General features: G+C 59.3%; 22 protein-coding genes. 4 read left to right on the top strand and 18 right to left on the bottom strand.

Annotated features, from left to right (window positions below; all coding sequences use genetic code 11):
- Window positions 1-43 precede the first annotated feature (43 nt).
- Together ACQZ45_RS22535 and ACQZ45_RS22530 are read right to left on the bottom strand one after the other, a co-directional pair.
- On the bottom strand, window positions 44-1,177 hold the full coding sequence (locus tag ACQZ45_RS22535; RefSeq protein WP_003518184.1) for an ABC transporter ATP-binding protein: 1,134 nt from the start codon (window positions 1,175-1,177) through the stop codon (window positions 44-46).
- On the bottom strand, window positions 1,177-3,030 hold the full coding sequence (locus ACQZ45_RS22530; RefSeq protein WP_003518186.1) for an ABC transporter permease: 1,854 nt from the start codon (window positions 3,028-3,030) through the stop codon (window positions 1,177-1,179). The genes ACQZ45_RS22535 and ACQZ45_RS22530 overlap by 1 nt, the downstream gene beginning before the upstream one ends.
- Before the next feature lie 517 nt (window positions 3,031-3,547).
- Here ACQZ45_RS22530 and ACQZ45_RS22525 point away from each other — a divergent pair.
- Entirely contained in the window at window positions 3,548-4,534 is a 987-nt protein-coding gene (locus ACQZ45_RS22525; RefSeq protein ID WP_003518188.1) for a LacI family DNA-binding transcriptional regulator, read from the top strand.
- A 48-nt stretch (window positions 4,535-4,582) separates the two neighbouring features.
- On the opposite strand, the gene ACQZ45_RS22520 is transcribed toward ACQZ45_RS22525, so the two are convergent.
- The 4 genes from ACQZ45_RS22520 to ACQZ45_RS22505 all read right to left on the bottom strand — a co-directional run bounded on the left by ACQZ45_RS22520 (window position 4,583) and on the right by ACQZ45_RS22505 (window position 9,501).
- Window positions 4,583-6,226, bottom strand: a complete 1,644-nt coding sequence (locus tag ACQZ45_RS22520; RefSeq protein ID WP_035200110.1) for a Na/Pi cotransporter family protein — start codon at window positions 6,224-6,226, stop codon at window positions 4,583-4,585.
- 97 nt (window positions 6,227-6,323) lie between these two features.
- Window positions 6,324-8,006 (bottom strand): metallophosphoesterase family protein, encoded by a 1,683-nt coding sequence (locus tag ACQZ45_RS22515; protein ID WP_112153122.1) that lies wholly within the window; start codon window positions 8,004-8,006, stop codon window positions 6,324-6,326.
- On the bottom strand, window positions 8,000-8,608 hold the full coding sequence (locus ACQZ45_RS22510) for a dual specificity protein phosphatase family protein (RefSeq protein WP_019566888.1): 609 nt from the start codon (window positions 8,606-8,608) through the stop codon (window positions 8,000-8,002). The genes ACQZ45_RS22515 and ACQZ45_RS22510 overlap by 7 nt, the downstream gene beginning before the upstream one ends.
- 53 nt (window positions 8,609-8,661) lie before the next feature.
- Window positions 8,662-9,501 carry an inositol monophosphatase family protein gene (locus ACQZ45_RS22505; protein WP_019566887.1) on the bottom strand — a complete coding sequence of 280 codons (840 nt, stop codon included), beginning with the start codon at window positions 9,499-9,501 and terminating at the stop codon, window positions 8,662-8,664.
- A 215-nt stretch (window positions 9,502-9,716) separates the two neighbouring features.
- Between ACQZ45_RS22505 and ACQZ45_RS22500 the strand changes: the two genes are divergently transcribed.
- Window positions 9,717-10,013 carry a PRC-barrel domain-containing protein gene (locus ACQZ45_RS22500; protein ID WP_003518197.1) on the top strand — a complete coding sequence of 99 codons (297 nt, stop codon included), beginning with the start codon at window positions 9,717-9,719 and terminating at the stop codon, window positions 10,011-10,013.
- 189 nt (window positions 10,014-10,202) lie between these two features.
- A complete protein-coding gene (proP, locus tag ACQZ45_RS22495) occupies window positions 10,203-11,723 on the top strand; it encodes a glycine betaine/L-proline transporter ProP (protein ID WP_025595114.1) in 1,521 nt (506 codons plus the stop codon).
- Between the two features lie 64 nt (window positions 11,724-11,787).
- Here the strand turns inward: proP and ACQZ45_RS22490 are convergent, their stop codons facing one another.
- The 9 genes from ACQZ45_RS22490 to ACQZ45_RS22450 form a co-directional block, all read right to left on the bottom strand.
- Window positions 11,788-12,513 (bottom strand): SDR family oxidoreductase, encoded by a 726-nt coding sequence (locus ACQZ45_RS22490; RefSeq protein ID WP_448742557.1) that lies wholly within the window; start codon window positions 12,511-12,513, stop codon window positions 11,788-11,790.
- 55 nt (window positions 12,514-12,568) lie between these two features.
- Entirely contained in the window at window positions 12,569-14,179 is a 1,611-nt protein-coding gene (locus ACQZ45_RS22485) for an FGGY-family carbohydrate kinase (RefSeq protein WP_060642856.1), read from the bottom strand.
- A 25-nt stretch (window positions 14,180-14,204) separates the two neighbouring features.
- A complete protein-coding gene (locus ACQZ45_RS22480) occupies window positions 14,205-14,936 on the bottom strand; it encodes an SDR family oxidoreductase (protein ID WP_013762241.1) in 732 nt (243 codons plus the stop codon).
- 38 nt (window positions 14,937-14,974) lie between these two features.
- Window positions 14,975-15,952: an ABC transporter permease gene (locus ACQZ45_RS22475; protein ID WP_019566881.1), complete on the bottom strand. Its 978-nt coding sequence runs from the start codon at window positions 15,950-15,952 to the stop codon at window positions 14,975-14,977.
- Complete coding sequence (locus ACQZ45_RS22470) at window positions 15,942-17,444, bottom strand: sugar ABC transporter ATP-binding protein (RefSeq protein WP_149916507.1); 1,503 nt, start codon at window positions 17,442-17,444, stop codon at window positions 15,942-15,944. The genes ACQZ45_RS22475 and ACQZ45_RS22470 overlap by 11 nt, the downstream gene beginning before the upstream one ends.
- Window positions 17,445-17,515: 71 nt before the next feature.
- Complete coding sequence (locus ACQZ45_RS22465) at window positions 17,516-18,427, bottom strand: ABC transporter substrate-binding protein (RefSeq protein WP_013762239.1); 912 nt, start codon at window positions 18,425-18,427, stop codon at window positions 17,516-17,518.
- Between the two features lie 96 nt (window positions 18,428-18,523).
- On the bottom strand, window positions 18,524-19,408 hold the full coding sequence (locus ACQZ45_RS22460) for an AraC family transcriptional regulator (protein ID WP_112673718.1): 885 nt from the start codon (window positions 19,406-19,408) through the stop codon (window positions 18,524-18,526).
- A gap of 378 nt (window positions 19,409-19,786) precedes the next feature.
- Entirely contained in the window at window positions 19,787-20,824 is a 1,038-nt protein-coding gene (locus ACQZ45_RS22455; protein ID WP_003518206.1) for an NAD(P)-dependent alcohol dehydrogenase, read from the bottom strand.
- 295 nt (window positions 20,825-21,119) lie between these two features.
- Window positions 21,120-21,710 (bottom strand): TetR/AcrR family transcriptional regulator, encoded by a 591-nt coding sequence (locus ACQZ45_RS22450; protein WP_003518207.1) that lies wholly within the window; start codon window positions 21,708-21,710, stop codon window positions 21,120-21,122.
- A gap of 121 nt (window positions 21,711-21,831) precedes the next feature.
- On the opposite strand from ACQZ45_RS22450, the gene ACQZ45_RS22445 reads away from it, so the two are divergent.
- Window positions 21,832-23,058 (top strand): MFS transporter, encoded by a 1,227-nt coding sequence (locus ACQZ45_RS22445; RefSeq protein WP_149916508.1) that lies wholly within the window; start codon window positions 21,832-21,834, stop codon window positions 23,056-23,058.
- 84 nt (window positions 23,059-23,142) lie between these two features.
- On the opposite strand, the gene ACQZ45_RS22440 is transcribed toward ACQZ45_RS22445, so the two are convergent.
- Genes ACQZ45_RS22440 through uxuA form a run of 3 tightly spaced genes read right to left on the bottom strand, consistent with a single transcriptional unit; the run spans window position 23,143 to window position 26,190 of the window.
- The gene (locus ACQZ45_RS22440; protein WP_013762236.1) at window positions 23,143-23,985 is read right to left on the bottom strand and encodes an amidohydrolase family protein; all 843 of its coding nucleotides are present in this window, start codon (window positions 23,983-23,985) and stop codon (window positions 23,143-23,145) included.
- Between the two features lie 25 nt (window positions 23,986-24,010).
- Window positions 24,011-25,000, bottom strand: coding sequence for an aldo/keto reductase (locus tag ACQZ45_RS22435; RefSeq protein ID WP_111802285.1), 990 nt, complete (start codon window positions 24,998-25,000; stop codon window positions 24,011-24,013).
- Entirely contained in the window at window positions 24,997-26,190 is a 1,194-nt protein-coding gene (gene uxuA, locus ACQZ45_RS22430; protein WP_019566874.1) for a mannonate dehydratase, read from the bottom strand. The genes ACQZ45_RS22435 and uxuA overlap by 4 nt, the downstream gene beginning before the upstream one ends.

The following is a 26,190-nucleotide window of genomic DNA, read 5'->3' as shown; positions in this document are numbered from 1 at the left end:
CTGCTCCTCCTTCAGCACGCGATTGTCAGTCTTTTCGTCGTTTTCAGTTGTAGCTACTGCTCCTCAGCACGGCGTCTGCTTCGGTAATCCGTTGCCCCTTGGCATCGAACACATGCAGGGCGTCGGGAGGCACGTGGAAAAACACTCGGTCGCCACTATCGACGCGCGGCAGGGCATGGGTGGTCAGGAACAGCGTGTGGTTCTCGCTCCTCAATTCGAGAATCCAGCTGCCGCCCGTCGGAAGCACGCCGGTCACCGTCATTTCACCGAAGAGGCTGCCCTGCGGTACATCCTCAGACCTTGCCGTGTAACCCATCGCCTCTGGCCGCATGCCGACCGAGGCGATGCCGCGCAACTGCGGATAACGTGTTGCGAAATAAGCCTCCGCATTGTCGGCGATATCAGACACGCCGGGCTGGCCGAAGGTCAGAATATTGATCGGCGGACTGCCGACGAATTCGGCGACGAAGCGGTTGGCCGGACGGTCGTAGATATCGTTCGGCGTACCCATCTGCTGGAGCGTGCCCTCGTTCATGACGGCGATTGTCGTTGCAAGTGTCATTGCCTCCCACTGGTCATGCGTCACGAAGACGATGGTGGTCTTGAACTCCTTGTGCAGCCGCTTAAGCTCGGCGCGCATTTCCAGCCGCAGCCGGGCATCGAGGTTGGACAGCGGCTCATCCAGAAGGAGCACGCCGGGATTGACGGCAAGCATGCGGGCCAGCGCCACACGCTGCTGCTGCCCACCGGAAAGCTGTGACGGATAACGGTCGCGGTACTTGGCAATGTCGAGCGCCTGCATGACGCGCTCGACGCGTGCCTCCCGCTCGGCTTTCGGCAGCTTGCGCAGGCGCAGGCCGAAATCGGTGTTGCGCTCGATGGTCAGATGTGGCCAGAGCGCGTAGCTCTGGAAGACGAGCCCCATTTCGCGCTTTTCCGGCGGCACGAATATGCCGTCATTGACGGAATCTATCACCCTGTCGCCGACACGGATTTCACCGCCGGAGAGGTTTTCAAGACCCGCGATCATGCGCAGCGTCGTGGTCTTGCCGCAGCCGGAAGGGCCAAGCAGGCACATGAATTCGCCGTCGCGGATTTCGAGATCGAGATCGGAAACCGCATTTGCGGAATTCACGCCGTAGTTCTTCTGCGCCCCGCGCAGGTTGATGGTAGGCATCAGCTTCCAAGTCCTTCTGCAAGATTTGTGCGGGTCAGCTTCTGGGCCAACAGGGTACCGAAATAGGCAATGCCAGCGATGATCAGCACCACGGCGTTTGCGGCCTGCGTATAGTGGTAGTCGACCAGCCGCAGCGAATAGGTGGTCAGAACATCCGTGCTCGGCACCGCGAGGATCACGAACAGGCTCAAGCCCTTGATGCCCGAGATGAAGGGCAGGAGAACCCCCGTCACCAGCGATCCCTTCTGGATCGGGATGACGATCGAGACCATGCGGCGGAACCAACCGGCACCGGCGATCTGTGCTGCCTCTTCCGGGTCCTTTCCAAGCTGTGTCATGGCCGAGATACCGGCGCGCGAGGCATAGGGCATCTGGTCGGCAATCAGTGCGAGGATAAGGATCGTCACCGTGCCGTAGAGCGCCGGCATCGGCCCGCGCGGAACCGCAAAGAGCGAGAGATAGGCGGCGGCAAAGGCGATGCCGGGCACGAGATAGGGCAGGAACGTGACCTGACGCAGATAGACCGACAGGGCGCGCACCGGCGTGCGGATGACGACATACCCGACCAGAAGGCCGAGGACGCCAGATGTGAGCGAGGCAAGACCAACGATCATCATCGTGTTCTTCGCGGCTGCCCATAGATCGGGGCTTAAAAGAACGCCGGTCTGCAAGGCCACCGTGTTGAGATTGCTGCCGATCCAGTAATCGAGCGTGAAATTGTCGAACGTGAATTTGGCCGGCATCTTCATGACGGTCGAGAGAGCGAGGGTGAGCAAAGGCAGACCAACGCTGAGAATGAAGACAGCGGCCGCAAAGCCCGTTGCCGGAAGACGCATTTTGCCGAGGCGGCTTTGCCGGTTCATCGACCCCTTCGAGCCGATCGTCACGAAACGGCGGGCTTCGCGAACCAGGCGGGCATCGATCATCAGCGTGATGATGCCGATGAGCATGATCGAGGCCGCAACGACACCGGCAACACCGGTCTGGCGCGAGGCGATGCTGCGGAACAGCGATGTCGAGAGGACTTCGAACTTCACGGGAAGCCCGAGAACATAGGGTACGCCGAATTCGCCGAGGCACTTTGCAAAGATCAGCACCATGGAAGAGAGCAGCGCCGGACGCATCAAGGGCAGGATGACCTGCAAAGCCACCTGATAACGATGGGCGCCGAGAATCCGGGCCGAATCTTCCAGCTGCGAGTCGAAGCGGCGCAGCGCCGAGCCGAACAGCAGGATAACGAAAGGTGTATAATGCAGGGCAAGGATGATGGTGATCGGGAAGCGCCCATAGGCCACCCAGTCCGGCGGTGTCAGGCCCATCGCCTCGAACCAGCCGGGTTGGCCGCCAACGGTGCGGTTCTTGAACAGCGTCGTCCAGGCGAGAGCGAAGGTCCATGCGGGCAGCATGTAGGGCACGATCAGCGCGGTCGCGAACCAGCGGCGACCGAACATGTCCGTGCGGCTGATAAGCCAGGCAAGCACCGTGCCGATAACAAGCGAAAGCGCAATCGCCCCCAAAGCGACGGTGAGCGTGTTGAAGAGCGGATGCCAGAAAAGATCCGTTGCGACGGGCGAGAAGAACGCCCTGTCGAGATAATAGAGCGTGAGGTCACCGACATCCTTGCCAAGACGCCGTTCGTGGCCGAACTGGACACGGACGGCATCCAGAACGATAGAGATGATCGGAACGACGATCAGATAGGTGAAAAGTAACGCCGTCAGCACGCCGATGAGCGTCGTCGGCTCCCTGAGCGCAACCTTGAGGCGATATCGCCAGGCCTGCCATGCCGAAGGCGCGGTCGCCGGGGGACGCCCCAGTGCCTCCGCCTTCGTTGATTCGCTTAAAAGAGCCATTATTCCTCCCCATATGGCCGCAACATTGCTCGGACACGCCGGCAAGCATCTGCCTGCGCGCAACCTGCGGAACAGGCGGCGCGTGCGTCGAACATAAGCAATGCGTCAATGCTTCAGCAGCGGGCACATCAGGCCCGCGAGCAACGATGATCCAGCTCCTCCCGGAAACATCGCCGGCAAGCAAAATGTGGAATAAATATTCCATATAGCGCTTAACCTTGGAATGCATGATCCATCCTAAACGGCATTTTGTCAACGAAAAAATGCACACGTGATCATTGATATATGCCGTTGTTTTTAAACAGTTTTATTGAACTTGTTTTGCAAATTTTCTTATCGACGCACAAGCAGTCATTTTTTCCCGCAGAATGAGAATGGAAAGGACGATATATTTGCCGGCTAAAGCGAGAACCGCCTTCGCTCAGCAAGAGGCCTCGCAGCTGAAATATTTCGATTGGAATAGTCGGCCCTTATGGCCTGTGATATCAGACATGAGGTTTTGCAACGGGGAAGTTGAATGGCGAGAGGGTTCGTGACGGCCGAAGAGGTGGCGAAAAAGGCTGGTGTCTCGCGCTCCGCCGTCTCGCGCACATTCACCCCCGGCGGCAGCGTATCGAAGGCCGTCCGGCGCAAGGTGCTGAAAGCCGCGCATGAGCTTGGCTACCGCGTCAACCGTCTGGCCCAGGGCCTCAATAATGACCGATCCAATCTCATCGGGGTGGTGGGTGCCAATCTCAGCTCGCCGTTTATTTCAAAACAGCTCGACCTCCTCAGCATCGGCCTTCTGCGTCGCGGCTTGCAATGCCTGCTGCTGAATGCGGCCGATGCACGCAAGGATATCGCGCCGCTGATCGAACTGCTTTTCGAGTTTCGCGCCCAGGCCATCGTCGTACTCTCCGGCGAGCCGCCAGCCTCTATCGTAGACGAATGCATTGCCAATGGCGTGCGCCTCATCCTCATCAACCAGCGCCTCGACCGGACCGATACGAACATGGTGCTGAGCGACGATTCCCACGGCGCCGATCTCGCCGCCATGCGGCTTGTGGCGGCTAAATGCCGGAAGGTCGCGGTCGTTTCCAGCGGCAGCCAGACACCGGCACAGCTGCGCCGCGCCGGCGCTTTCACCCAGCGCATGAGCATCGAGGGTATCGAGGTCGTTCCATGGTCGGGCGGTCCGACGAGTTATGACAGCGGCTATCAGGCAGGCTGCGAGTTGCTGACGGACAAGACAATAGACGGCGCCTTCTGCGTGACCGATCTGCTGGCACTCGGCTTCATGGATGCAGCAAGGCTAGAGATGGGCCGCCGAATTCCTGAAGACCTGTCGATTGTCGGTTTCGACGATATTCCGCAGGCGGGCTGGAAAAGCTATCAGCTGACGACCGTTGCCCAATCCTTTGACGCGCTGACCGAGAAGGTCCTGACCGCCCTCGACAGCGACGAGCCCGAGACCCGGCTTCAGGTCGTGCCCGTTGAGATGGTCGAGAGGATCACCGCGCGCTAGAAGAGCACTCCCGGGCAAAAACCACAGCGTCGTTTTACTGGCATGGCTTCAACCCGCCTGCTTGATCCGGCTTTCGATCAGGAGACCGCTTTCATCGAGGATCGGATGTGCGACGGCGGCGATATGGGCGTTGATGCGCTTCAGATCGCGCAACATGTCGAGATGCACTGAGCTTGTCTGGATGCTGTCGGTCAGGCCGTCGCGCAGGCGCTGGAGATGTCGCTCCGATGACTGTTTTTCCAGCCGTCGCACATCTTCCTTCACCTCCACCAGCCGACGGGCAAGGTCGGCATTGCGGGTGGCGAAAACGGATTGCGCCATGCGGATATTGTCGAGCGTGATGGAGAATAGACGTTCCAGCTCGCTTTTGCCATCATCGGAAAACCTGAGACCAAGATTGATCTTCTTGGCGATTTCCGGGCGGATGCCCTTCTCGATGATATCGCCGATATGTTCGAGATTGATGGCATATTCAACGATATCCATCGCACGTCGCTGATCCTTCTGGCACAAACCGTCCTGGCCCACCTTCGAGACATAGACCTTGATGGCATGCTGGATACTATCGACCCGGCCTTCCAGCGTACTGATATCATTGAGCTTGGAAAGATCGCTGTCGCGCATGGCGTCATTCGCCTGACGCAGCATGCGCTCGATCAGGTCACCAACCAGCATGACCTCGCGGCTTGCACCGGCAAGCGCCGCAACCGGTTGACCCAGATCATGACTGTCGAGATAGCTGCGGCGGCTTTCGACTCCCTCTTTTTCCGGCAGCAGCGCGGTCGTCATCCGCAGCAACAAAGGCGATAGCGGCCATGCGATCGCAGCAACAGCAAGATTGAAAAGGAGATGCGCATCGACCGCTAGATTGGCGTGCGAGAAAGGCGACATGTCGAGCAGTGCCGCGCCGTACCCGGCAAGAGGCAGGGCTGCGACACAGCCGGTGGTCCGGACGATGAGGTTGCCAAGCGCCACCCGGCGCGCCGCGACCGGCGCCTTCAACGTCGCCAGCACCGGCGGAACCGCGCCGCCAAGATTGGCGCCGAGTACCAGCACGATAACGAGGCTTGTTTCAATGCCGCCGCTTGCCGCAAGCGAGAGTATGAGGACGACGATGGCAAGGCTCGATGATGCCAGCACGGCCAGCACCGCGGAAAAGATCAACGCGACCGGCCAGGCATTGCCGAGCATGGAAATGAAGAGGTTAAGCGCCGGCGACTGCCGGATCGGATCCGTCGCCGCAGAAAGAAGATGCAGGGAAAGCAGCATCAGGCCGACACCGGCAAGGGCAGCACCCGCACCCTGCCTCTGCACCGACTTTCCACGCAATAGAATGACACCGGCAAGGATCAGCATCGGCGACAGCCAGCCAAGACCGAGTGCGACAATCCACGCGGTCGTCGCAGTACCCACATTCGCGCCGAGCAGCACGATTTGCGCCATCGCCGGTGCGATCAAGTCTTTTTCAACGAAGGAGGCAACCATCAGCGCCGTGGCTGTCGAACTCTGCAGGGCGATCGTCGCCACAAGACCGGCGATGAAGGAGCGAAACCCGCCCCGTGTACCGGCGGCAAGCCCGATGCGAAGCTTGGCGCCGAAGGCACGCGACATTCCGTCCTTGATCTGCCCAAGGCCGAAAAGCAGCAGCGCCACCGCGCCGAACAGATTGATGCTGACAACGACCGATTCCAATAGATCACCTCGCCTGTCCTGCTTGCCGCCACTCTTCCCCGAGGGGACGTTGATCTGCCCCGTTCACATCGCGGATTGCGTCGAAAAAACCTACGGATCACACCGCAACGGATTGGAGTTGCGGTGTGAGACGGAGCTCCAGATGCCGCAAACCGCCTTCGGCACGGTCGAGAAACAGCCCAAGGGCACCGAAGAAGATTTCGATAAAACTCTTAACCGAACCGTCGTGGTGATCGGGCTCACGGCCGAACCGCTCTGCCAGCATCCGGTAAAGGGAAAGCCGTTGAGGCGCGATATGGACAAGCGCCAGACCCGCGCTTTGACGCAGGCAATACCAGTCAGCAATAAGCTCGAACATCGGCAGATCGGAGGAAAGCCCGACATCATGCGAGGCAAGGCTTTTTTCACCAAGCAGGCCGATAACCTCGGATATGGTTTTATCCGCAATCGCCGACACGATCCCGGCTGGCCACTCCTTGGTGAAATAACGATGCCTGATAAGCGCGCGTTTGTGGCCAAGCAGGAAATCACCATAATTGCCGGCCGCAAATGCGCGGTCCTCATCCTCGCCCGCAAGTGCCATTTCCTGCGCATACCCCCGGCAAATGCGGCTGTTAATCGGCAGCGCGGCCATTTCCACCGTCTCAATGGAAATCTCGTGCTGCTGGGGATGGACGACCTTGAAGGCGGGTGGAAAGGCAACCAGAGACGGCACGGCGATATTGGTGAGCGAGGTTTCCCCTTCCCCACGCCGGGTTACGCCTTCCACATGCAGATGTCCGCTGAAATGGACTTGGAGCCCGGCCTCGACCAGCGCATCCTCAACCGCCTTGCGCGGCGTGCGACGCACCACGTTGGTTTCGCCGAACAGCGCACTTTCGGCACCGCTTGCGCCATCGAAGGGATCGAGCGCCGGATAGTGCGAAAAGCCGAGCAAAGTCTTGCCGAGCGCCTGCGCCCTTTCGCGCACATCGGCAATCCAGTCGATGATGAAGGGCTTGCAGCGCAAAAGCGCATTCCAGCCGCCAGAGGTACTGTCGGTGAAAGCCGCTTCCTCACCCGTATCGAAAGTGCCGTCAAGCGGTTCGAAAATATTGGCGTCGATCATGAGCAGCCAGAGGCCCGGCTCCGGCTCAACCAGATAAGATGCGTCCATCAGCCGGTAGATATTGGTGCCATCGGGGGAACGCACCTCGTAGAGACGATCTTCCGTCGCATCGGAAAGCCCGAACGGTGTTTCCCAATGCAGATAGTCCGGCTGGCGGAAATATCCGAAAGCCGCCATCGGGCCAAGGCCAACGGGGTAGCCTTCGCAATACATCCGGTCGCTGATCACCACCCGATCACCGGCCCGCCGCGCATCGCTTGAAACGGAAAGGCATTTGCCGTTCTCCGTCAGAAACTCCTTGGTATGATGCCGGCCACGCGGGCCGAAAATATCGTGATTTCCGGGCAGCGCATAAAAGGCGGTGCCATGGGTATCACGATGACGCTCCAGAATACCCTTCAGCGTTTCGGATGTCGCGCGCTGGCCGTCGTCGGTATAGTCGCCAAGCAGCACCACATGGCGAATGCCCCGCTGCCGCACTTCTTCGAGTGCAGCATGCAGCGCATCGGCGCTTTCGTTGAAAACACGGGTGGATTCGCGTGTATCCGACCAGCTACGCATGGTGATGCGTTCTCCATCGACCTCTATTCCGGGAAAACCGAAATCGGCCGCCGTGTCATGGAAATGGGCGTCGGCAATGACGGCGACGGAAGGAAGCGTGCGTTTCAGCATGGTTGGACAGTCTTTCTGCCTTCGACCATATCGATCCAGTCGGAAGCGCGGCGGGCAGCAGCATAAAGCATCGGTTTCGGTGTCTCGAACCATTCGTCCGGCCGCAATTCCCGCTTCGTGCGGATCACAGCCAGTGCATCGTCGAGGTTAGGGTAAAGATGCGGCTGCTGCTTGTGCAGGAAAAGCGCGACCAGCGATACCGAGCGGCTGCGGCCGCTGCGGCAATTGACGAGCACATTGCCGCCATCGGGGAACGGATAGGTTTCGCGTTTCGGCATGGTCTGCCGCAATGCGCCGTCGAGAATATAATAGGCCCCCAACATCATCGTGTCCGGACTGCCTTCGCCGTCGATAAGACCGAGCTTATAATAACGGATATCGCCATACCCCACCGCGCACCTGTCGCCATCTTCCGCCGACGCCTGCACGAGATTGATATCCAGATTGACGGCGCAGTTGACGACGGTGGTAATGCCGTGCCGGTGAAGGAGCCCAAGGTCGCTCGCACCATCGCTGCCGCCGATATAGAGCGCAACGTTACGCGGGCCGAGCCCTTCCGCAATCAGGCTGATCGCAGGCCGGGCATAAACGGGTCCATCCATCTCATTCCTCCACATGCACCAAGCACCCTTCACGGACAGGCGCTCGTCTAAACTCAGGCCGATACGGCCCGCTGCCGATCCGAAGGCTGCCGCTCTGCCAAAGGTATCTTCGATGCCCGGCTGACGCCGCTTGCAACACCGCTGGCTGCGGCCAGCACCGGCCCGCCATCTTCAAGACTACCGATCTCCAGGAAAGGGCAGACGTCGCCGCCAGCTTCGCTGACGAGTAGCAGTCCCGCAAGACAATCCCATGAATTCATATGCAATTCGAGATAGGCATCGGAGCGGCCATCGGCCACATAGGCAAGCGCCAGCGCACCGGAACCGGCGCGGCGCACATTGGTGCCCATATCGAGCAGGTTCTTGACGACATCAAGATAGGTGGCATTCGCGATACGGGTCGACCAGCCCATTTCGATCGAGGCCGCATCGAAACGTTCCGTCTGCGCAACCTGGATCGGCTGTCCGTTACGCGTTGCCCCCTCGCCGCGTCGGGCGAAATAAAGTTCATTCAGAGCCGGATTATAGATAGCGCCGATTTCGGTTTGCCCGTTTTCGACATAGGCGATGGAGATGCAGAAGTGCGGAATGCCGCGGGCGAAATTTGCGGTGCCGTCCACGGGATCAACGACCCAGACGCGATCACCGATCACACCGCCGCCCTCCTCGCCGAAAAAACTGTCCTTAGGAAAGCAGGCCGAGATCGCGCCGCGAATATGCGCTTCGGAGGCTGCATCCGTCACCGTCAGAAAGTCCTGCGGGCCCTTCATCGAGAAGCTGCGTGTCGCCTCGCCCTGAAAGCCTTTCAGCACCAGTTCCCCGGCGGAAAGAATAACGCTGCGGCACAGTTCGGCACGGGCTGCCAACGTATCCGGATAAGGCATCAGGTCCATGCGGAATAACCATCTCTCAAAAGATTGAACACGCGTTCATATTGCACACGTGTTCAATCTTTTCAAGCGTGATTTTGCGGCGGGCGGTCCGCTGGAGTTCATACCAGTCCCCTAAGCGTTCAGACAACCGGTTTAGCCCAAAATCCCCCAGACGCGATGGAACGGTTTTGCACTGCGGGAGTTTCCATATCGCAACCCAAGCAGGAGGAAGAAAAATGGATCACGCCAATCACGTACGCCTCGTTGAAACCGAACTGACCCCGTCGGTTCTGGAAGGTGCAACAGTTTATGGCGCAGATGACCACAAGGTCGGCAAGGTCGATCACGTCCATGGCGTCGGCGCGGCAAGCACCGCGATCATCGACGTCGGCGGCTTTCTCGGCATCGGCGCAAAGCCCGTCGCCGTACCGCTCAGCGATCTCGATTTCATGCGCGATGAAGACGGCGATGTCCACGCGATTACCTCGTGGACCAAGGATCAGCTCAAGGAAATGCCTGAGCACCACCACTAATCTTTAAAAAACGCCCGGCTACCAGCCGGGCGTTTTTTATTCTCCCGTCGGGCGACCCCGCCCATACTCCCTCCCCATAAGATGAGCTAAGGCCCGATTGTTCTGCCGACCGATGGAACGCTTAAGCGTATCGAGCATTTTCATGGCGCTCAAAAAATTCGGGCGCAATGCAGTTCAGGGGGACAGTGATTGAACAACCAGATACAGGCCACTCCGCTGAGCATCGACGACGTCACCGTCATCGATGACGAGAAGGTCAAAAAAGCAGTTACGGCAGCCGCTCTCGGTAACGCGATGGAGTGGTTCGACTTCGGCGTATACGGCTTCGTCGCCTATGCCGTCGGCAAGGTCTTCTTCCCTGACGCGTCACCCGCCGTTCAAACGGTGGCGGCGCTCGCAACCTTCTCCGTCCCCTTCCTCATCCGCCCTTTGGGGGGCGTATTTTTTGGCGCCATGGGCGACAAATTCGGGCGTCAAAAAGTCCTCTCCCTGACAATCATCATCATGGCCGCGAGCACCTTCTGTATCGGCCTCATCCCCGGTTATGCCACCATCGGCATATGGGCACCCATTCTGTTGCTGTTATGCAAGCTTGCCCAGGGGTTTTCCGTTGGCGGCGAATATACCGGTGCGGCCATTTTCGTGGCGGAATACGCGCCTGACCGGAAGCGCGGTTACCTTGGAAGCTGGCTCGACTTCGGCTCCATCGCCGGCTTTGTGCTTGGCGCGGGGCTCGTCGTGCTGCTCAGCACCGCGATGGGTGAAGCCAAGTTCCTCGACTGGGGCTGGCGCATTCCGTTCTTTCTGGCGGCACCCCTCGGGCTGATCGGGCTTTATCTGCGCCACGCGGCAGAAGAAACACCAGCCTTCACCGAACGCCTGCAGCGCTCCGAAGAAGAAGACCGGCAGTCGCTGAAAGAGCGCCCCATGGTTCCCATCGCCGAGATCGTGAGCCAACATTCCCGCTCGCTGGCAATATGCATAGGCATGGTCCTCGTGACCAACGTCACCTATTACATGCTGCTCACCTACATGCCGACATATCTGTCGAAGACGCTGAATTACAGCGAGGACCATGGCGTCCTCATCATCATCGCGGTTATGGTTGGCATGCTGTTCGTCCAGCCCGCCATCGGGCTTTTGAGCGACCGGATCGGACGCAGGCCGTTTCTGGCGGTTGGCAGCACGGCGATCCTGTTTCTTTCACTGCCGGCATTTCATCTCATCGCCAGCGGGCAGGTTGTTCAGATTTTCTTCGGCCTGCTCATCCTGGCGGTCGCACTTAACTGCCTGATCGGGATCATGGCATCCACCCTCCCGGCCCTTTTCCCGGCCCGCATCCGCTACAGCGCGCTGGCTATCGCGTTTAATATCTCGATCATCGTTGCCGGGCTCACGCCGACACTCACCGCATGGTTGGTGGAGGTAACGGAAAATATCTATATGCCGGCCTACTATCTCATGGTCGCGGCCATCTTTGGCATTGTGACGACATTTTTCCTCAAGGAAACCGCCAACCGGCCGCTTTATGGCGACACGCCGAATGCGTCTAGCCGAAAGGAAGCGAAGTCGCTTCTTGCAGAGCAATATCTGCACATCGAGAAAAGCGTCGAGGAGATAGACGACGAATTGCTCAAACTTGAAGAACAGAAGGAAATTCTTCAGGCAAAACGCAACCAGCTGGTTGGCAGACATCCGGATCTGACCTGAGCGGATATCCAGTCCTGGAACAGGATGCGCGGCGATGCATTTGCACCCGCGCATCCCTTAAACGTCAGACGGCGAGGAACCCGCCATCGATGGGCAACACCGCGCCGGAAATCATGCTGCTATCATCTGACAGAAGCAGTGCGATGCTCTGTGCCACGTCTTCGGCCTCGGCAAAGCGCTGCAGAGGATGGCGAACCATCATTGGTGTGCTCTTGGCCGGATCGTTCCATGCTTCGGCAGCCAGTTCAGTCAGCGTGATGGTCGGCGCCACGGCGTTGACACGGATGCCGTGCGGCCCGAGTTCCTTGGCAAGAACGCGGGTTGCGCCTTCAAGCCCCGCTTTCGAGGCCGCGTAGCAGAGATGATCCTGAAAACCGCGATGACCGGCAATTGACGTGATGTTGACGATTGCGCCGCCGCCACCCTTTGCGACACGGGCACGGGCGAATTCCTGGCAGGTGACGAGCGCGGTACGCAGATTGATGCCCAGTACAGCCTCATAACCTTCGTCGCTCATATCAAGCACGCTTTCGAGCACGTTGATGCCGGCGCTGTTGATGAGAAAATCGCATGGACCCGCCTCGACCATCGCGGCCCGCGTCGACGCCACATCTGCGAGATCGACACGGATCGAGCGTCCGCCGATTTCGCTTTTCAGGCTGTCGAGATCGGACTGGGTCCGGCTGATTGCCACGACCTCAGCACCGCGCGCGGCCATCAGGATAGCGCAGGCACGGCCGATGCCCTTGCCTGCGCCGGTGATGATGACGGATTTTCCGGAAAACTGCATGGAATCCTCTTTATTTTGCGGCCAAAACGGCCGGACGATGGAAGCGCGTGGCGCTTCAGGAATGGTTTGCGGAACGAATGGCGCGCGCCGCATTCTGCAGTGCCAGAAACGCGTCGTAGCGTGACTGGTGCACTTGGCTGAATGCAGCGTCCGGTGCCGAATATTTGGCAATACGCGACATGGCGGGCATTGCGGAAATCAGGTCGGGATAGGCCTTGGCAGCAACCGCACCGAGCATCGCCGATCCAAGAAGCACCGGCTCCTCGCATTCAGTGAGTTCAACCGGAAGCCCCGTCGCATCCGCCAGCAATTGTCTGGCAAGCGGATGAGCGCCCGCGCCGCCGCTGACACTGATCGTTTCCACGGGAGCGCCATGACGCGCCTGCGTCTCGATGATCTGGCGAAGCCCGTAACCGAGGCCGAGAAGCCCCGCTACGTAAAGCGCGACAAGCGAATCCACCCCCGTCTCGGTGCCGTAACCGGCAATGACGGCACGGGCATGAGGATCGGCGAAGGGCGCGCGGTTGCCGAGGAACTCCGGCACCACGTGAAAATTCTCGGCAATCTTCACGGCAGCGGAAGCAGACGTGGCCAAAGCCAGTGCACGGTCGGCAAGCCATGCAGGTAATGACTTGCCTTCTTTTTCGGAAAGCGCCTTTGCCTCTGAAAATGCCGGGTGCAATTGCACCAGATAATCAATGGCCGCACCGGCGGCGGATTGGCCGCCTTCATTGAGCCACGCGCCGGGAACCATGGCGGAATAATAGGGACCCCAAACACCCGGCACGAAAGCCGGCTCCGAGGTGGTTGTCATGGTACAGGAAGAAGTACCAAAGACGTAACCGAGGCACCGCGAAGCGTCGCCGCCCGCAGCCACCGTGCCGACACCCCCGGCATGCGCATCGATCAGACCGGCGGCAACGGCGGTTCCAGCAACCAGCCCCATGGCTGTTGCGGCTTCATCGGTCAAACCATTACCCAGCGCCGTGCCTGGATGAACGACGCTTTCACCGATACGGCGGAATCCCTGCTCCGCCAGATCGCCAAGCCCGATGCGGGTGAAATATTCCGCATCCCAACGTTCCTCATGGGCGAGATAAGTCCACTTGCAGGTAACCGTGCAGGCGGAACGATCGAGCGCGCCTGAGGCTTTCCAGGTCAGGAAGTCCGTCAGGTCGAAGAAGTGCTCGGCGCGCGCATAGATATCCGGCCTGTTTTCGCGAAGCCAGAGCAGCTTGGGCGTCTGCATTTCCGGGGAAATCCGACCGCCGACATATTTCAGAACGGCATGTTCGCCCGCATTGATCCGCTCCGCCTGTTCGACGGCGCGGTGATCCATCCAGACGATGATATCGCGCTCTGGATGATCCGGCGCGCCGACCGGAAGGGTCTCGTCCTCAGGCCCGCGCACCACGAGCGAGCAGGTGGCATCGAAACCGATGCCAACCACGGCTGCGGGATCTATGCCGGCGCGCGAGACACTTTCCCGCACGCTGTCGCAAACGGCTTTCCAAACCTCACCACTCGATTGTTCGGCTATGCCGCCGTCTTCGCGATGCATCGTGATCGGGCGCTTGGCGGTGGCGAGAAGCCTGCCCGCCACATCAAAGACACCGGCACGGGCAGAGCCGGTACCGACATCGACGCCAATCAGGTAGGAAGCCATTTGCGATACTCCTTGGGAGTGTAGTTTAAACGCGGTCGAAGTTGGTGGGCAGCACCAGCATGTCGCGGATGGTGACGGTGCGCTTGCGGGTCAGCATGTAAACAACCGCATCGGCCACTTCACTCGCGTCGATGAGGCTACCCGATTCCTTGGCCTTGCGAAGATTCTCTTCCGGCCAGTCTGCCAGAAGGGCCGAGACGACCGGGCCGGGAGAGACCTGCGCGACGCGCACACCATGCGGGATCATCTGGCGACGCATGCCCTGCACGAAGCTGGTGATCGCCCATTTCGAACCCGAATAGACCGGCTCCCAATAGGTCGGGAAATGTCCGGCGATCGAGCAAGTGACGATGATGTCGCCGGTCTTGCGCTCCGACATGTGCGGCACGACGGCCTGCACATTCTTCATCACGGCATTGACGTTGAGGTTCAACATCTTGTCGATGGCTTCCGGCGTGGTTTCGGTGAGATCGCCACCGATATAAGTGCCTGCGTTGCAGTAGAGAATATCGATGTGATCGACCTTCTCAAGGATTTCCGGGATCATGGCATTGCAACTGTCTGCATCCAGAAGGTTCGTGACTTGCGCGATGGCGCGCTTGCCGAGTTTACCGACAAGTTCATTCAGGGCTTTCTCGTTCCAGTCGACCATGACGACGGTTGCACCGTTTTCCAGTAGCGCCTCGGTGGTGGCGAGGCCAATACCGGACGCGGCGCCGGTGATGACCGCGATCTTGCCTTGCAGCAATTCAGACATTTAATTCTCCTGCTTCTTTTAAGATATGACGTGTGGGCTCAACGCCAGTCGCGCCCGATATAGATGGCGAGCAGAATGATCGCGCCCTTGATGACATCCTGCAGATAAGGGTTGATACCCATGAGATTGAGGCCATTATTCAGGATGCCGAGCAGCACCGCGCCGATAAGGGTACCAAGAATGAGCCCGCGTCCGCCGGCAATCGCCGTGCCGCCGAGAACCACGGCCGCAATGGCATCCAGCTCGAAACCGACACCCGCATTGGGCTGTCCGCTCATGAGCCGGCCGGTCAGAATGAGAGCTGCAAGCGCTGCCGTCACGCCTGAGATACCATAGACGGCAAGCTTGACGCGCCGGGTCTTGACGCCGGAGAGGCGCGCGGCCAACTCGTTGCCGCCGAGTGCATAGACGTGACGACCGAAAGCCGTACGCTGCAAAAGCACCCAGGCCACGGCGTAAATCACCACCATGATGATAACAGGCACCGGCACGACGCCAACGCGGCCGACGCCAAACCAGGAGATCCAGCTCGGAATGCCGCTGACGGGATAACCGCCGGAGTAGATGAGGCCGAGACCGCGCGCCATTCCCATGGTCGCAAGCGTGACGATGATGGCCGGCATCTTGCCCCAGGCGACAAGTGCTCCGTTGAAGATACCGATGCCAAGTCCGATGAACAGCCCGGCCGGCAAGGCGAGCGACGCAGGCAGGCCGGTATTCACCATCAGGCCGGCAGACAACGTGCCGACCAGCGCCATGACCGCGCCGACCGACAGGTCGATGCCGCCCGTGAGGATGACGAATGTCATGCCCACGGCCAGAATGCCCACGACTGAAACCTGTCGCAGCACGTTCATGATGTTGTTCACGCTGAAGAAATTGTCGCTCGCAAGACCCATCAGGATCGATACGACAATCAGGCCCGCCAGAGGCAGGGCGAGTGGCGAGCGCAGCATGCTGCCAAGGCCGAAACCGCTCGTCTTTTCGGCAATGCCGGTATTTGCATCAAGCGACATGTTCAACCCTCCCGGTGGTGGCGTTTGTCATTATTGTTTCTGAATTGATGTCTGCGCCCTCGACGGTGGCGACGATGCCCCCGGAGCGGAACACGCAGACGCGGTCCGACATGCCGATCACTTCCGGCAGCTCCGAAGAGATCATGATGATCGAATAGCTCTTGGCTGCGAATTCGCGCATCAGCGCATAGATTTCCGCCTTCGCGCCGACATCGATGCCGCGCGTCGGTTCGTCGAAGATCAGGACGCGCATGTCATGATTCAGCCAGCGGGCGATAACGATCTTCTGCTGGTTTCCACCGGACAGCGTGTCCACGCGGGCATAGGGTCCCTGTGCCTTGACCTGAACCTGCGCCATCGCCTTTTTCGTGTGCTCCAGCTCTTTTTTCAGGTCGATAAACCAGTGAGCCTTCTGGTACTTGCGATAGTTGTTGAGGGAGATGTTCTGCAGGATGGAGAAACTGGTGATCAGACCCTCTTCCTTGCGGCTTTCCGGCAGCAGGCCAATGCCGCGCATCAGTGCCTCATCCGGGCCGGAAAAGCGGGTCTCGACGCCATCGACCTTGATCTTGCGGCGCGAAGCGGAATGCGCGCCAAGCATGGCCAGCACCGTTTCCGTGCGCCCGGAACCGACAAGCCCGGCAAAACCGAGTATCTCACCCTGCCGCAGGGTAAAGCGCGAGACCGGCCCGCCTTTTTTCAGTTGAAGCTCTTCGACCTCGATCACGTTGCGCGCAGCTGTATCGATCTTCGGTTTGGGCGGAAAATTGGCCTCGATGCGCCGGCCGACCATCATCTCCACCAGACGGTCATTATCGACGTCAGAGGTGAGGCAGGAGCCGATGAGTTCGCCATCACGCAGGACGGTGATGCGGTCGCAGATCTCGAATATTTCCTCGAGATGATGGGAAATGAAGATGATAGCGACACCCTGACGCCGCAGCTCGCGCATGACCTTGAAGAGATGCTCGGTCTCGGACGGGGTAAGCGTCGCAGTCGGCTCATCGAGAACGAGAATACGGGCATCGAGTGAAAGCGCCTTGGCAATTTCCACGAATTGCTGCTGGGCAACGGAAAGGCGGTGCACCGGCACATCGAGCGGAACGTCCACGGCCAGACGGCTCATGATTTCGGCGGCACGTTTACGCATCGCGCGCTTGTTCAGCAGGCGCAGCGGTCCGCGGATTTCGCGTGCCAGAAACATGTTTTCGACCGCATCGAGATAGGGGATCAGGCTGAATTCCTGAAACACGATGCCGATACCGGCGGCAATCGCCTCATCGTAATTGGCGAAGCGGCGGTCCTTTCCGTCAATGCGGATCGTGCCCTCCGAGGGCTGCAAAATGCCGCACAGGATTTTCATCAATGTCGACTTGCCAGCGCCGTTCTCTCCCAGAAGCGCATGCACCTCGCCGGCGCGCGCCTGCAGGTCAACGCCGCGCAGGACCTCGATCTTGCCGAAGCTTTTTCTTATTCCATTCAGTTCCAGCATTTTACCCTCCTCGATGGTCGGGACATGTCCCGCCCCCACACGAGGCGGGGACGGGACCTGGGGAGGAATTCTTACCAGCTGAAGTCGCCGGCGTTCTTGCTGTCAACGACCATGACGTCGATCGGTACTTCCTTCGGAACGACGCGGGCGCCCCACTTCTGGGCAAGCGCCATGGCAAGGCCAACGCGCACCTGGTCACGCGGGAACTGCGCGGTCGTTTCGATGAAAGGGCCGCCGTCGGCAATTGCCTTCACCGCTTCGGGAGCACCATCAACCGAGGTCAGCTTGATGTCCTTGCCGGAGCCCTGGATCGCAGCGAGTGCACCCATTGCGCCGCCATCATTCACCGAGAAGATACCGGCGAGGTTCGGACGGGACTGGATCATGTTTTCAACGACGCCGAGCGCAACGGAGCGGTCCTGACGACCATTCTGCGTGTCGACAAGCTTGATATCGGCAAATTCTGCAAGCGCTGCCTTGCAGCCTTCGACGCGCTGCAGGATCGGCACGACCGGGATACCGTCGAGGATTGCGACTTCACCCTTGCCGCCGAGCGCATCACCGAGATGCTTGCAAGACTTGTAGCCTGCGTCACGGTTCTTCGAGCCGACGAAGGTGTCGACCGGGCCGTTTGCGTTGGCGTCGACAGCAACGACAATCACGCCGGCAGCTTTGGCAGCGTGCACGGCGGCTTCGATGCCGGCGCTGTCGGTCGGGTTCAGAAGCAGGATGTCGATCTTCTGCTGCAGCATGTCTTCCACGTCGGAAATCTGCTTTGCCACATCGTGGCCGGCGTCGGTGACGACAACATCAGCGCCGATGCTTGCCGCGGCTTCCTTCAGCGCTTCCTGCATGGACACGAAATAGGGGTTGTTCAGTTCCTGGAACGTCATGCCGATTTTCAGCTTGTCCTGTGCCAATGCCGGAGCGGCCATCATTGCAAGTGCGGCCGATGCCATCAGGAACTTGGATTTCATTCTCATAGTAACTTCCTCCCGTTTGGAAAATCTGGGCAATAAGAGCCCGTTTCCGGACAGTCCTCTGCCCGAATTGGTGAAAAATCCGCGATGTATCTTGGTTTAATCCGCCATGACCGCTGCCTTCTGGGCCGCGAATACCGTACGAAACCTCGATGGCGACATTCCCTTCAGCTTCAGGAAATGCCTGTTGAAATTCGAAAGGTTTGAAAAGCCCACGTCGTAGCAGACTTCCGCCACCTTCACGTCCTGATCCACCAGAAGCATCTGGCAGGCCAGATCGATGCGCAGCTGATTGCGATAGCGCACCAAAGTCGTTCCCGTATGCCGCTTGAAGGCACGGGAAAAGGCACTCTGGCTCTGGCCAACCATGTCGGCCAGATCGATTTCCTCGACCTGTTCGGTTAGATGCTGGCGCAGATGCGACAAGGCGCGGTTGATGCCGCTATCGCCGATGCCCGTCAGGTCCAGCTCGTAGCTCAGGCTCGCCAGCACCTCGGGCGCCGGCGCATTGACCAGCAGATCGAGAATTTCCCAAAAAATCGCAAGACGCTTCAACCCCTGCGCCTCGATCAAACGCAGTATCAGCGGGCGAACGTGATCGCTGGTCTCTTCGTCGAACAGAATGCCGCGGCGGCTGCGGTCCAGAAGGGCGCGAACTACCTCCATCTCGGACATGGAAGCGCAGGCATCCTCGATAAAAGCTTCCGGAAACTGGATGACGAGAGAGCGCGTGGGAACGATCTCGTCCGGCTCGATCTCGCTGATCCAGTTTTGAGGGAGATTTGGGCCAGTCATGATTAGCTGGCCCGGGCCGAAGCGACCGACGAAATCGCCAATGTAGAACGTGCCTGACGTCGCCACGACCAGATGAATTTCATATTCGGGATGGTAATGCCAGCGCACGGTGCGGAACGGATAGCCATGCCGCCAGGCGGCGAAGGATTCGCCCTTGCGGATATGTACCAGTTCCAGATCGGGCTGCATCGATGTTTCCTCCCATCGGTCACGTCCGCCGTATTCGCGGAGCAAAGCCATTCCTCTTTATGGCTCGTCCCAGGCGTTGATGGGGAGCATATGGCCTGCGGCACATTTACTTCCACATCATACCGGGGAAATTACCGATACTTTTTTGACTGTTTTTTGTCAGAAATTGAAGAGTGCCGTGCATCGACCGACAACTAATCCAGCGGTTGCGCCCATTTTTTCGCGCAGTTGCACGCCATACGCCCAGAAAATGCGCATCTTAAAGATCGATGTGATGATTTTTTAAAGCTCGACCCGTCGATCACCGGCAGGTCGAGCTTATACTTTTCCGAAGGGTTTTTGACGCCCCTGCATCGGCAGGCGGCTTGCCGGAATGGATTATTGCGGCATCAGAATTTGCAGCTTCACGTCCGTTTCCCTTGCCTCCACCGCGCGGTCAAAACCGGCAATGCTGTCTTCGAAGGGAATGGTCGCGGAGATCAGCGGCTTCAGATCCACCTTACCTGACGCGATGAGAGCGACCGCACGGTCATACACATTGGCGTAGCGGAAAACCGTCTCCACCCGCAGCTCTTTTGCCTGCAAGCCGACGATATCGACCGGCACCGGATCGACCGGCATACCGACGAGGACGATGGCGCCGCCGGGACGTGCGAGTTTCGCCATGCCGAGCACGGCGGGTGCAGCGCCAGAGCATTCGAAAACGACATCGCAACCCCAGCCATCCGTCGCATCAGCCACGGCCTGCGACAGGTCACGTTCGCGGATGTTGACGGTCTCGATGCCGTCATAGGCTGCGATGATATCCAGCTTCGGCTGGGCAAGATCGGCAACGATCACCTTTGCGCAACCGCCGGCTAGCGCCGCCAGCGCAACCATCATGCCGATCGGACCGGCGCCCGTCACGATGGCAACATCGCCGGGCTGAATACGCGCCCTGAGCGCTGCCTGCATCCCGATGGCGAAGGGTTCCACCATGGCGCCTTCGGCAAAGGAAACGTTGTCGGGCAACTTGTATGTAAAGGCGGCGGGATGAATGACTTCCGGTGTCAGGCAACCGTGAACGGGTGGCGTTGCCCAGAAGCTGACCGCCGGATCAACATTGTAAATGCCAAGTTTGGAAGCGCGCGAGGTCGGATCGGGAATGCCCGGCTCCATGCAGACGCGATCACCCGCCTTCAGATGCGCAACCTCGGCACCGGTCTCGATTACCGTTCCGGAAGCTTCATGGCCCAGCACCATCGGCGCATGCACAACGAAATGGCCGATTTTGCCATGGGTATAATAATGGACGTCCGAGCCGCAAATCCCGACGGTATGGGTACGGATGCGCACATCCTTGGGTCCGAGCTTGCCGGGAATGTCGAACTCCCTGAGCGAGAGCTTTCCTTTTTCTTCCAGCACCAGTGCTTTCATCTCATCCTCCGTAGTTTGCGAAAGGCCTTACAGCGAATTCAAACAGCGTGATGCGGTGCAATTTCGACAAAAGTAAACAGAAATCAGCCGGATCGGCCGGTTTTTCTTCAAGGAGGAAAAACTGTATCGATGAGCCGGCAATTTCTTATCATCCCTGGCGCGTTAACGAGTCTACGGGGGAGAGAGACAGCACGATTCGCTCAGCGCGCTTCGGGGAATATCGCCGGCTCAAGGTTACCCACTCAGCCGGAACGAGATTGACCCTGATGTGTACGCAGAACCGGCGACAAGCGGATCAGCGTGTGATCCTCAGCCCTTCCAGAAAGGTGCGGAAACTGTCGACGGCGCGTTTCGAGGTCGTTTCGGGGTCGTCGGAATTCGCGATCCACTGGGCTGCACTGCTGCTCGCCGCATTTATGAAACGCGCACAGGCCTCCGGATCAATGTCGACGATCGTCCCTTCCTGCTTCAGCGCATCGAGACTTCGCGCAACGGCCGAGATACAACCATTGGCATTTGGCCAACGTGAAGGGTCGCCGAGAACGGCTGGCCCATCACGGAACATGATCCGCTGGATTTCCGGCTCCAGAGCCATGAGAATGTAACCGACATTTTCCTCGACGAAACCCTCCCAACGCGTCGCGGCCCTAGACGAGATGTCACAGAGCCTTTTCGTCATCTCGGCGTCGATCTCACCCACAACCGCCAGCAGCAGGCCTTTCTTGTCGCCAAAATGATGATAGAGCGCGCCGCGGGTCAGCCCTGCTTCGGCAGTGAAGTCGTCCATCGAAGCTTCGGCATAGCCGATGCTGCCAAATGCCTTGCGGCCAGCGACCAGAAGCTTCGCCCGCGTCTCGGCAATCATTTCACTGCGAGGTTTGCGCATTTTTTCTCCGAATTCTACATACGTCGCGTATACTAGTTGACATACGCGACGTATGCAATTATTTCATTTGCATACGCCACGTATGTTTGTGGTGGGTACTCCCTAAACAAGGTGCATCCCGATGTCTAATCCATATAGAGAAATTTTCCGGGCTCCGGGCGCCAAAGGCTTTTCCGCCGCAGGCTTCTTTGCCCGTCTTCCGATTGCGATGGCACCGATCGGCATCGTCGCCATGCTTTCCCAGACCCATGGCGAATATTGGCTTGCCGGCGCGGTCTCGGCAACCTTCGCGCTGACCAATGCCGCCGTTGCGCCGCAGATTTCCAGATTGGTGGACCGCAAGGGCCAGAGCAGCGTCCTTGTCCCGGCCACCATCATATCGGTCATCGCCTTTGCTATCCTGATTATCGCGACCAACCAGAGATGGCCTGCCTGGACGCTCTTTCTTTCGGCCTTCCTCGCCGCGGCCATGCCGAGTATTCCCGCGATGATGCGCGCCCGCTGGACGGAAATCTTCCGTGACCGACCTGAGCTGAACACCGCGTTTGCATTTGAATCCGCCGCCGACGAACTTGTCTACATCGCCGGCGCCTCGCTCTCCGTCGGTCTCGCGGTCTCACTCTTTCCGGAAGCAGGTATGATGATCAGCACCGCCTCGCTGGCACTCGGTACCTTTGCCTTTCTGCTGCAACGATCGACCGAACCCAAGGTACGCGCGGTTGAAAGTGGCAGCAGGCAACATTCGGCTATCCGGCTGCGTTCGGTCCAGATCATCACGGTCGCCCTGATCTTCGTAGGGTCCACTTTCGCCACAGCCGAGGTAAGTGCCGTTGCCATCACCAAAGAACTCGGTCAACCGGAAGCTGCCAGCCTCGTCATCGGCGTCTATGCCATCGGTTCGTTTGTCGTCGGCCTGCTTCTGGGCGCGATCAACCCCAAAATGCCGCTGCAACGGCAATTGCTGATCGCCGTCAGCGTCCTTGCGCTCACCGCGCTGCCTCTCCTCTTTGCAAGCACGACAGTTTCCCTGCTTGCCTTCGCCGTATTCCTCAGCGGCGTTGCAATCTCTCCCATCTTCATCACGGCATTTGGCCTGATCGAGCGCCGCGTGCCGGAATCGATGCTGACGGAAGGCGTGACCTGGGTGATGACCGGCATCGGTATCGGCATGGCGCTCGGCGCCTTCATTTCCGGCTGGGTGATCGATAATTTCGGCCCGAGCAACGGCTTCTGGGTATCGATTGTCGCCACCCTGTCGACAGTCACCATTATCAGCCTCGGTCAGCGCAGCCTTTCTGGAGAGACCAACCGCTCTGCGACGACAACCGCAGCGCAGCCAGCCGAGTAAAGCACAGACGTATGAAGCGCGCGCCGGCGCGCTTCTTGGCATAGCCGGCCGACGCAATGCACAATCGGCATGAAAAGCTGCACGCTATGTCGCCAAATAAAACAGTCTGGCATTGCGGTGGCCGATCGATGCCTGCTCGTCGGGCGAGAGCGTCGAAAGAAGCTCACTCGTCATACCGATCCATTCCGGTAGACCCGAGCCGAGATCGACCACCGGCCAGTCGCCGCCCCAGACCATTCTCTCAGGTCCGAACAGGTTGAGCACGGTTTCCACATAGGGTGTCACGCTTTCCAGCGTCGCGCATCCCGGTGCACAATAGGCGGTGATGCCGGAGAGTTTGACGAAGAGATTGGGCAGCGTCGCCAAGTCGGCCATACGCCCGCTCCACTCCCGAAAATCGTTTCCGGCAATGTCCGGCGTGCCGCAATGGTCGAGCATGAAGCGCACATCGGGGCAGGCCCCGACAAGTTCGGCGGCAATGGCAAGCTGGCGGGAATGAAAACACAGATCGACCGGCCATCCGGCCTTTCCAATCGTGCGCACGTTTCGTCGGTAATTTTCCTCGCGGCTGAGGTCGTCGGGCATAACGTGGAGAATGCGCCGGAAACCGACCACGTTGAGGTGGCGGCACTCCTCCAGCCAGGCTTCGAAACCATTATCCGTTTCCGGTCGGCAACTGGCGATCTGGCCGAACATCGGCAAGGCACCCTCGCCGATCATGCTGGCGATGAGGCGAGCCTCAGCCTGATAGTCGCCGTCATCCACCCCGCTTTCCATGAAGATCGTACCCACTACGCCACATCCCTCGACAAGCGCTGCGTAATCAGCCTGGGTGAAGCTTCCCGCAAGGCTGGGCTCCCCTCGTGTCCAGGCATAACCGAGCTTGCCTCGCAAGATCAGATGCTGGTGAGTATCGATCAGATCCATGGCGTCCTCCTCCCTGTCGTTGCGGTCAATTTTCGAGGGCGAGCGCGTCGAAACCCGCCCAGGCGGCATCCGGCACGGCCGTTTCGAAAATAGACAGGTTGCGCAAAAGGCTGTCCGGTTTTGCGGTGCCGATCAGGACACTTGCGACATCGGCATTTTGCAGCGGAAAATGCAGGGCAGCGGCCGCAAGTGCAACCCCGTGCCCGGCAGCGTGGAGCTCCATGGCGCGCACCCGCTCCATGACATCTGCTGCTGCTTCACTATAGTTGAAAGTCGCACCCGGCCGTGCACCCGTCGCAAGAATGCCAGAGTTGAAGACGCCGCCGATGACGAGCGAGGTGCCGGTTTCCGCACAACGCCCCAGCAGCTTTGCTGCAGCCGACCGGTCGAGCAGCGTGTAACGACCCGCCAGAAGAATGCAGTCGATCTCGTCTATCTCCATGAGGTTCAGACAAGCCGGAACCTCATTCACGCCAAGACCGAACGCGCCGATCCGGCCTGTCGCCTTCAACTCGTGCAGGGCCTCGATGCCGCTTTCGGTGAATATCCTGAAATGATGGCGATAGGCCTCTTCCCCAAGCGTGGTCTCCTCCAGATCGTGGACATAAAGAATATCCACTGAACCGAGACCAAGCCGGGCGAGACTCAGTTCATGCGAGCGCATGATGCCATCATAGCTGTAGTCGTATTCCACCACGAAAGGCAGTGCATCGACAAATCCGTAATCTGGTGTCACGCCCGCTTCAGCCGGTTTCAGGATCCGCCCGACCTTGGTGGACAGCACGAATTCGTCGCGTGGTTTCCCCTGAAGAAAATCCCCGAGGCGGCGTTCGGAAAGGCCCTGCCCGTAATAGGGTGCGGTATCGAAATAGCGGATGCCGGCGTCCCAGGCGGCTTGCAGCGTCTCCATCGCATCTTCGCGGCTGACGCTGCGATAGAGATTACCGATACCGGCCGCGCCGAAGGAAAGTTCGCTCAGCGACAACGCCGTGCGACCAAGTTTGCGGGTTTTCATGCGGTACCCTCCTCGCGGCGAAGCTGGCGCTCAATCGTGCGGATGACGCCGCGGAGTTCGCCGAGCCCCTTCATGCGGCCAATGTAGGAATATCCGGGATTGGTCTTTTTGGTGATGTCATCACCCAGCAGATGGCCGTGGTCAGGCCGCATTGGAATATTGGTGCGGCGGCCAGCCTTGGCGGCGGCCCGCTCCTCGCGCAACAATGCCTCGATGACTCCAATCATGTCCGTTCCGCCATCCAGATGATCGTCCTCAAAGAAGGAACCATCCGCTTCAACGGTCACATTCCGAAGATGGGCGAAATTGATGCGAGACGCGAACTCCCGTGCCATCGCCACAAGATCATTGTCGCTGCGGGCGCCGTAGGAGCCGGTACAAAGGGTGATGCCATTGTTCGGGCTTTCAACGGCCGAGAGGATGGCGCGAATATCTGCAGGTGTCGAGACAACGCGCGGCAGGCCGAACAGGGAGAACGGTGGATCATCAGGGTGGATGCCGAGATGCACGCCCACCTCTTCCGCCACCGGCACGACCTCTCTCAGAAAGGCCAGAAGATTGCCCTGCATGGTCGCGCTGTCGATGCCATCGAACGAAGCAATCAGAGCGGCGATGGATTCGCGCGTCTGCACCAAGGCGCCGCCCGGCAGGCCGGCGATGATGTTACGCTCGAGAAGCGACTGGTCATCTTCGCTCATTTGCGCAAAACGCTTTTCGGCTCGCGCCACGAGCGCAGGATCGTAATTTTCAGCAGCACGAACACGCTTCAGGATGAAGACGTCATAGGCGACGAAATCCGCCATTTCGAAGCGCAGCGCCAAGCCGGTATTGCGTGCCTGCCAGCGCAGGTTCGTGCGTGTCCAGTCCACCACCGGCATGAAATTGTAGCAGACGACGGGAACGCCCGCGTGACCGAGACGGGATAGCGTATCTTTCCAGCGCGCAATCGCCTTCGGCGCATCGGCATCGCCGCGCTTGATGGACTGTTCCATCGGAATGGATTCGCAGACACTCCATTCCAGGCCGGCCGCCTCGATCATCGCCTTGCGTTTGGCGATCTCTTCGACCGGCCACGCCGTGCCGTCGGGGATCTGGTGCAGCGCCGTTACAACGCCGCTGGCGCCGGTCTGCCGCACATGCTGCAAGGTGATGGGGTCCGATTCACCGAACCAGCGCCAGGTTTCCTTCAT

The organism is Agrobacterium sp. 16-2014-1-2a (assembly GCF_053522705.1).
Note: the sequence above shows the minus strand (reverse complement) of the source record. Positions and strands in the feature narration are given on the sequence as shown.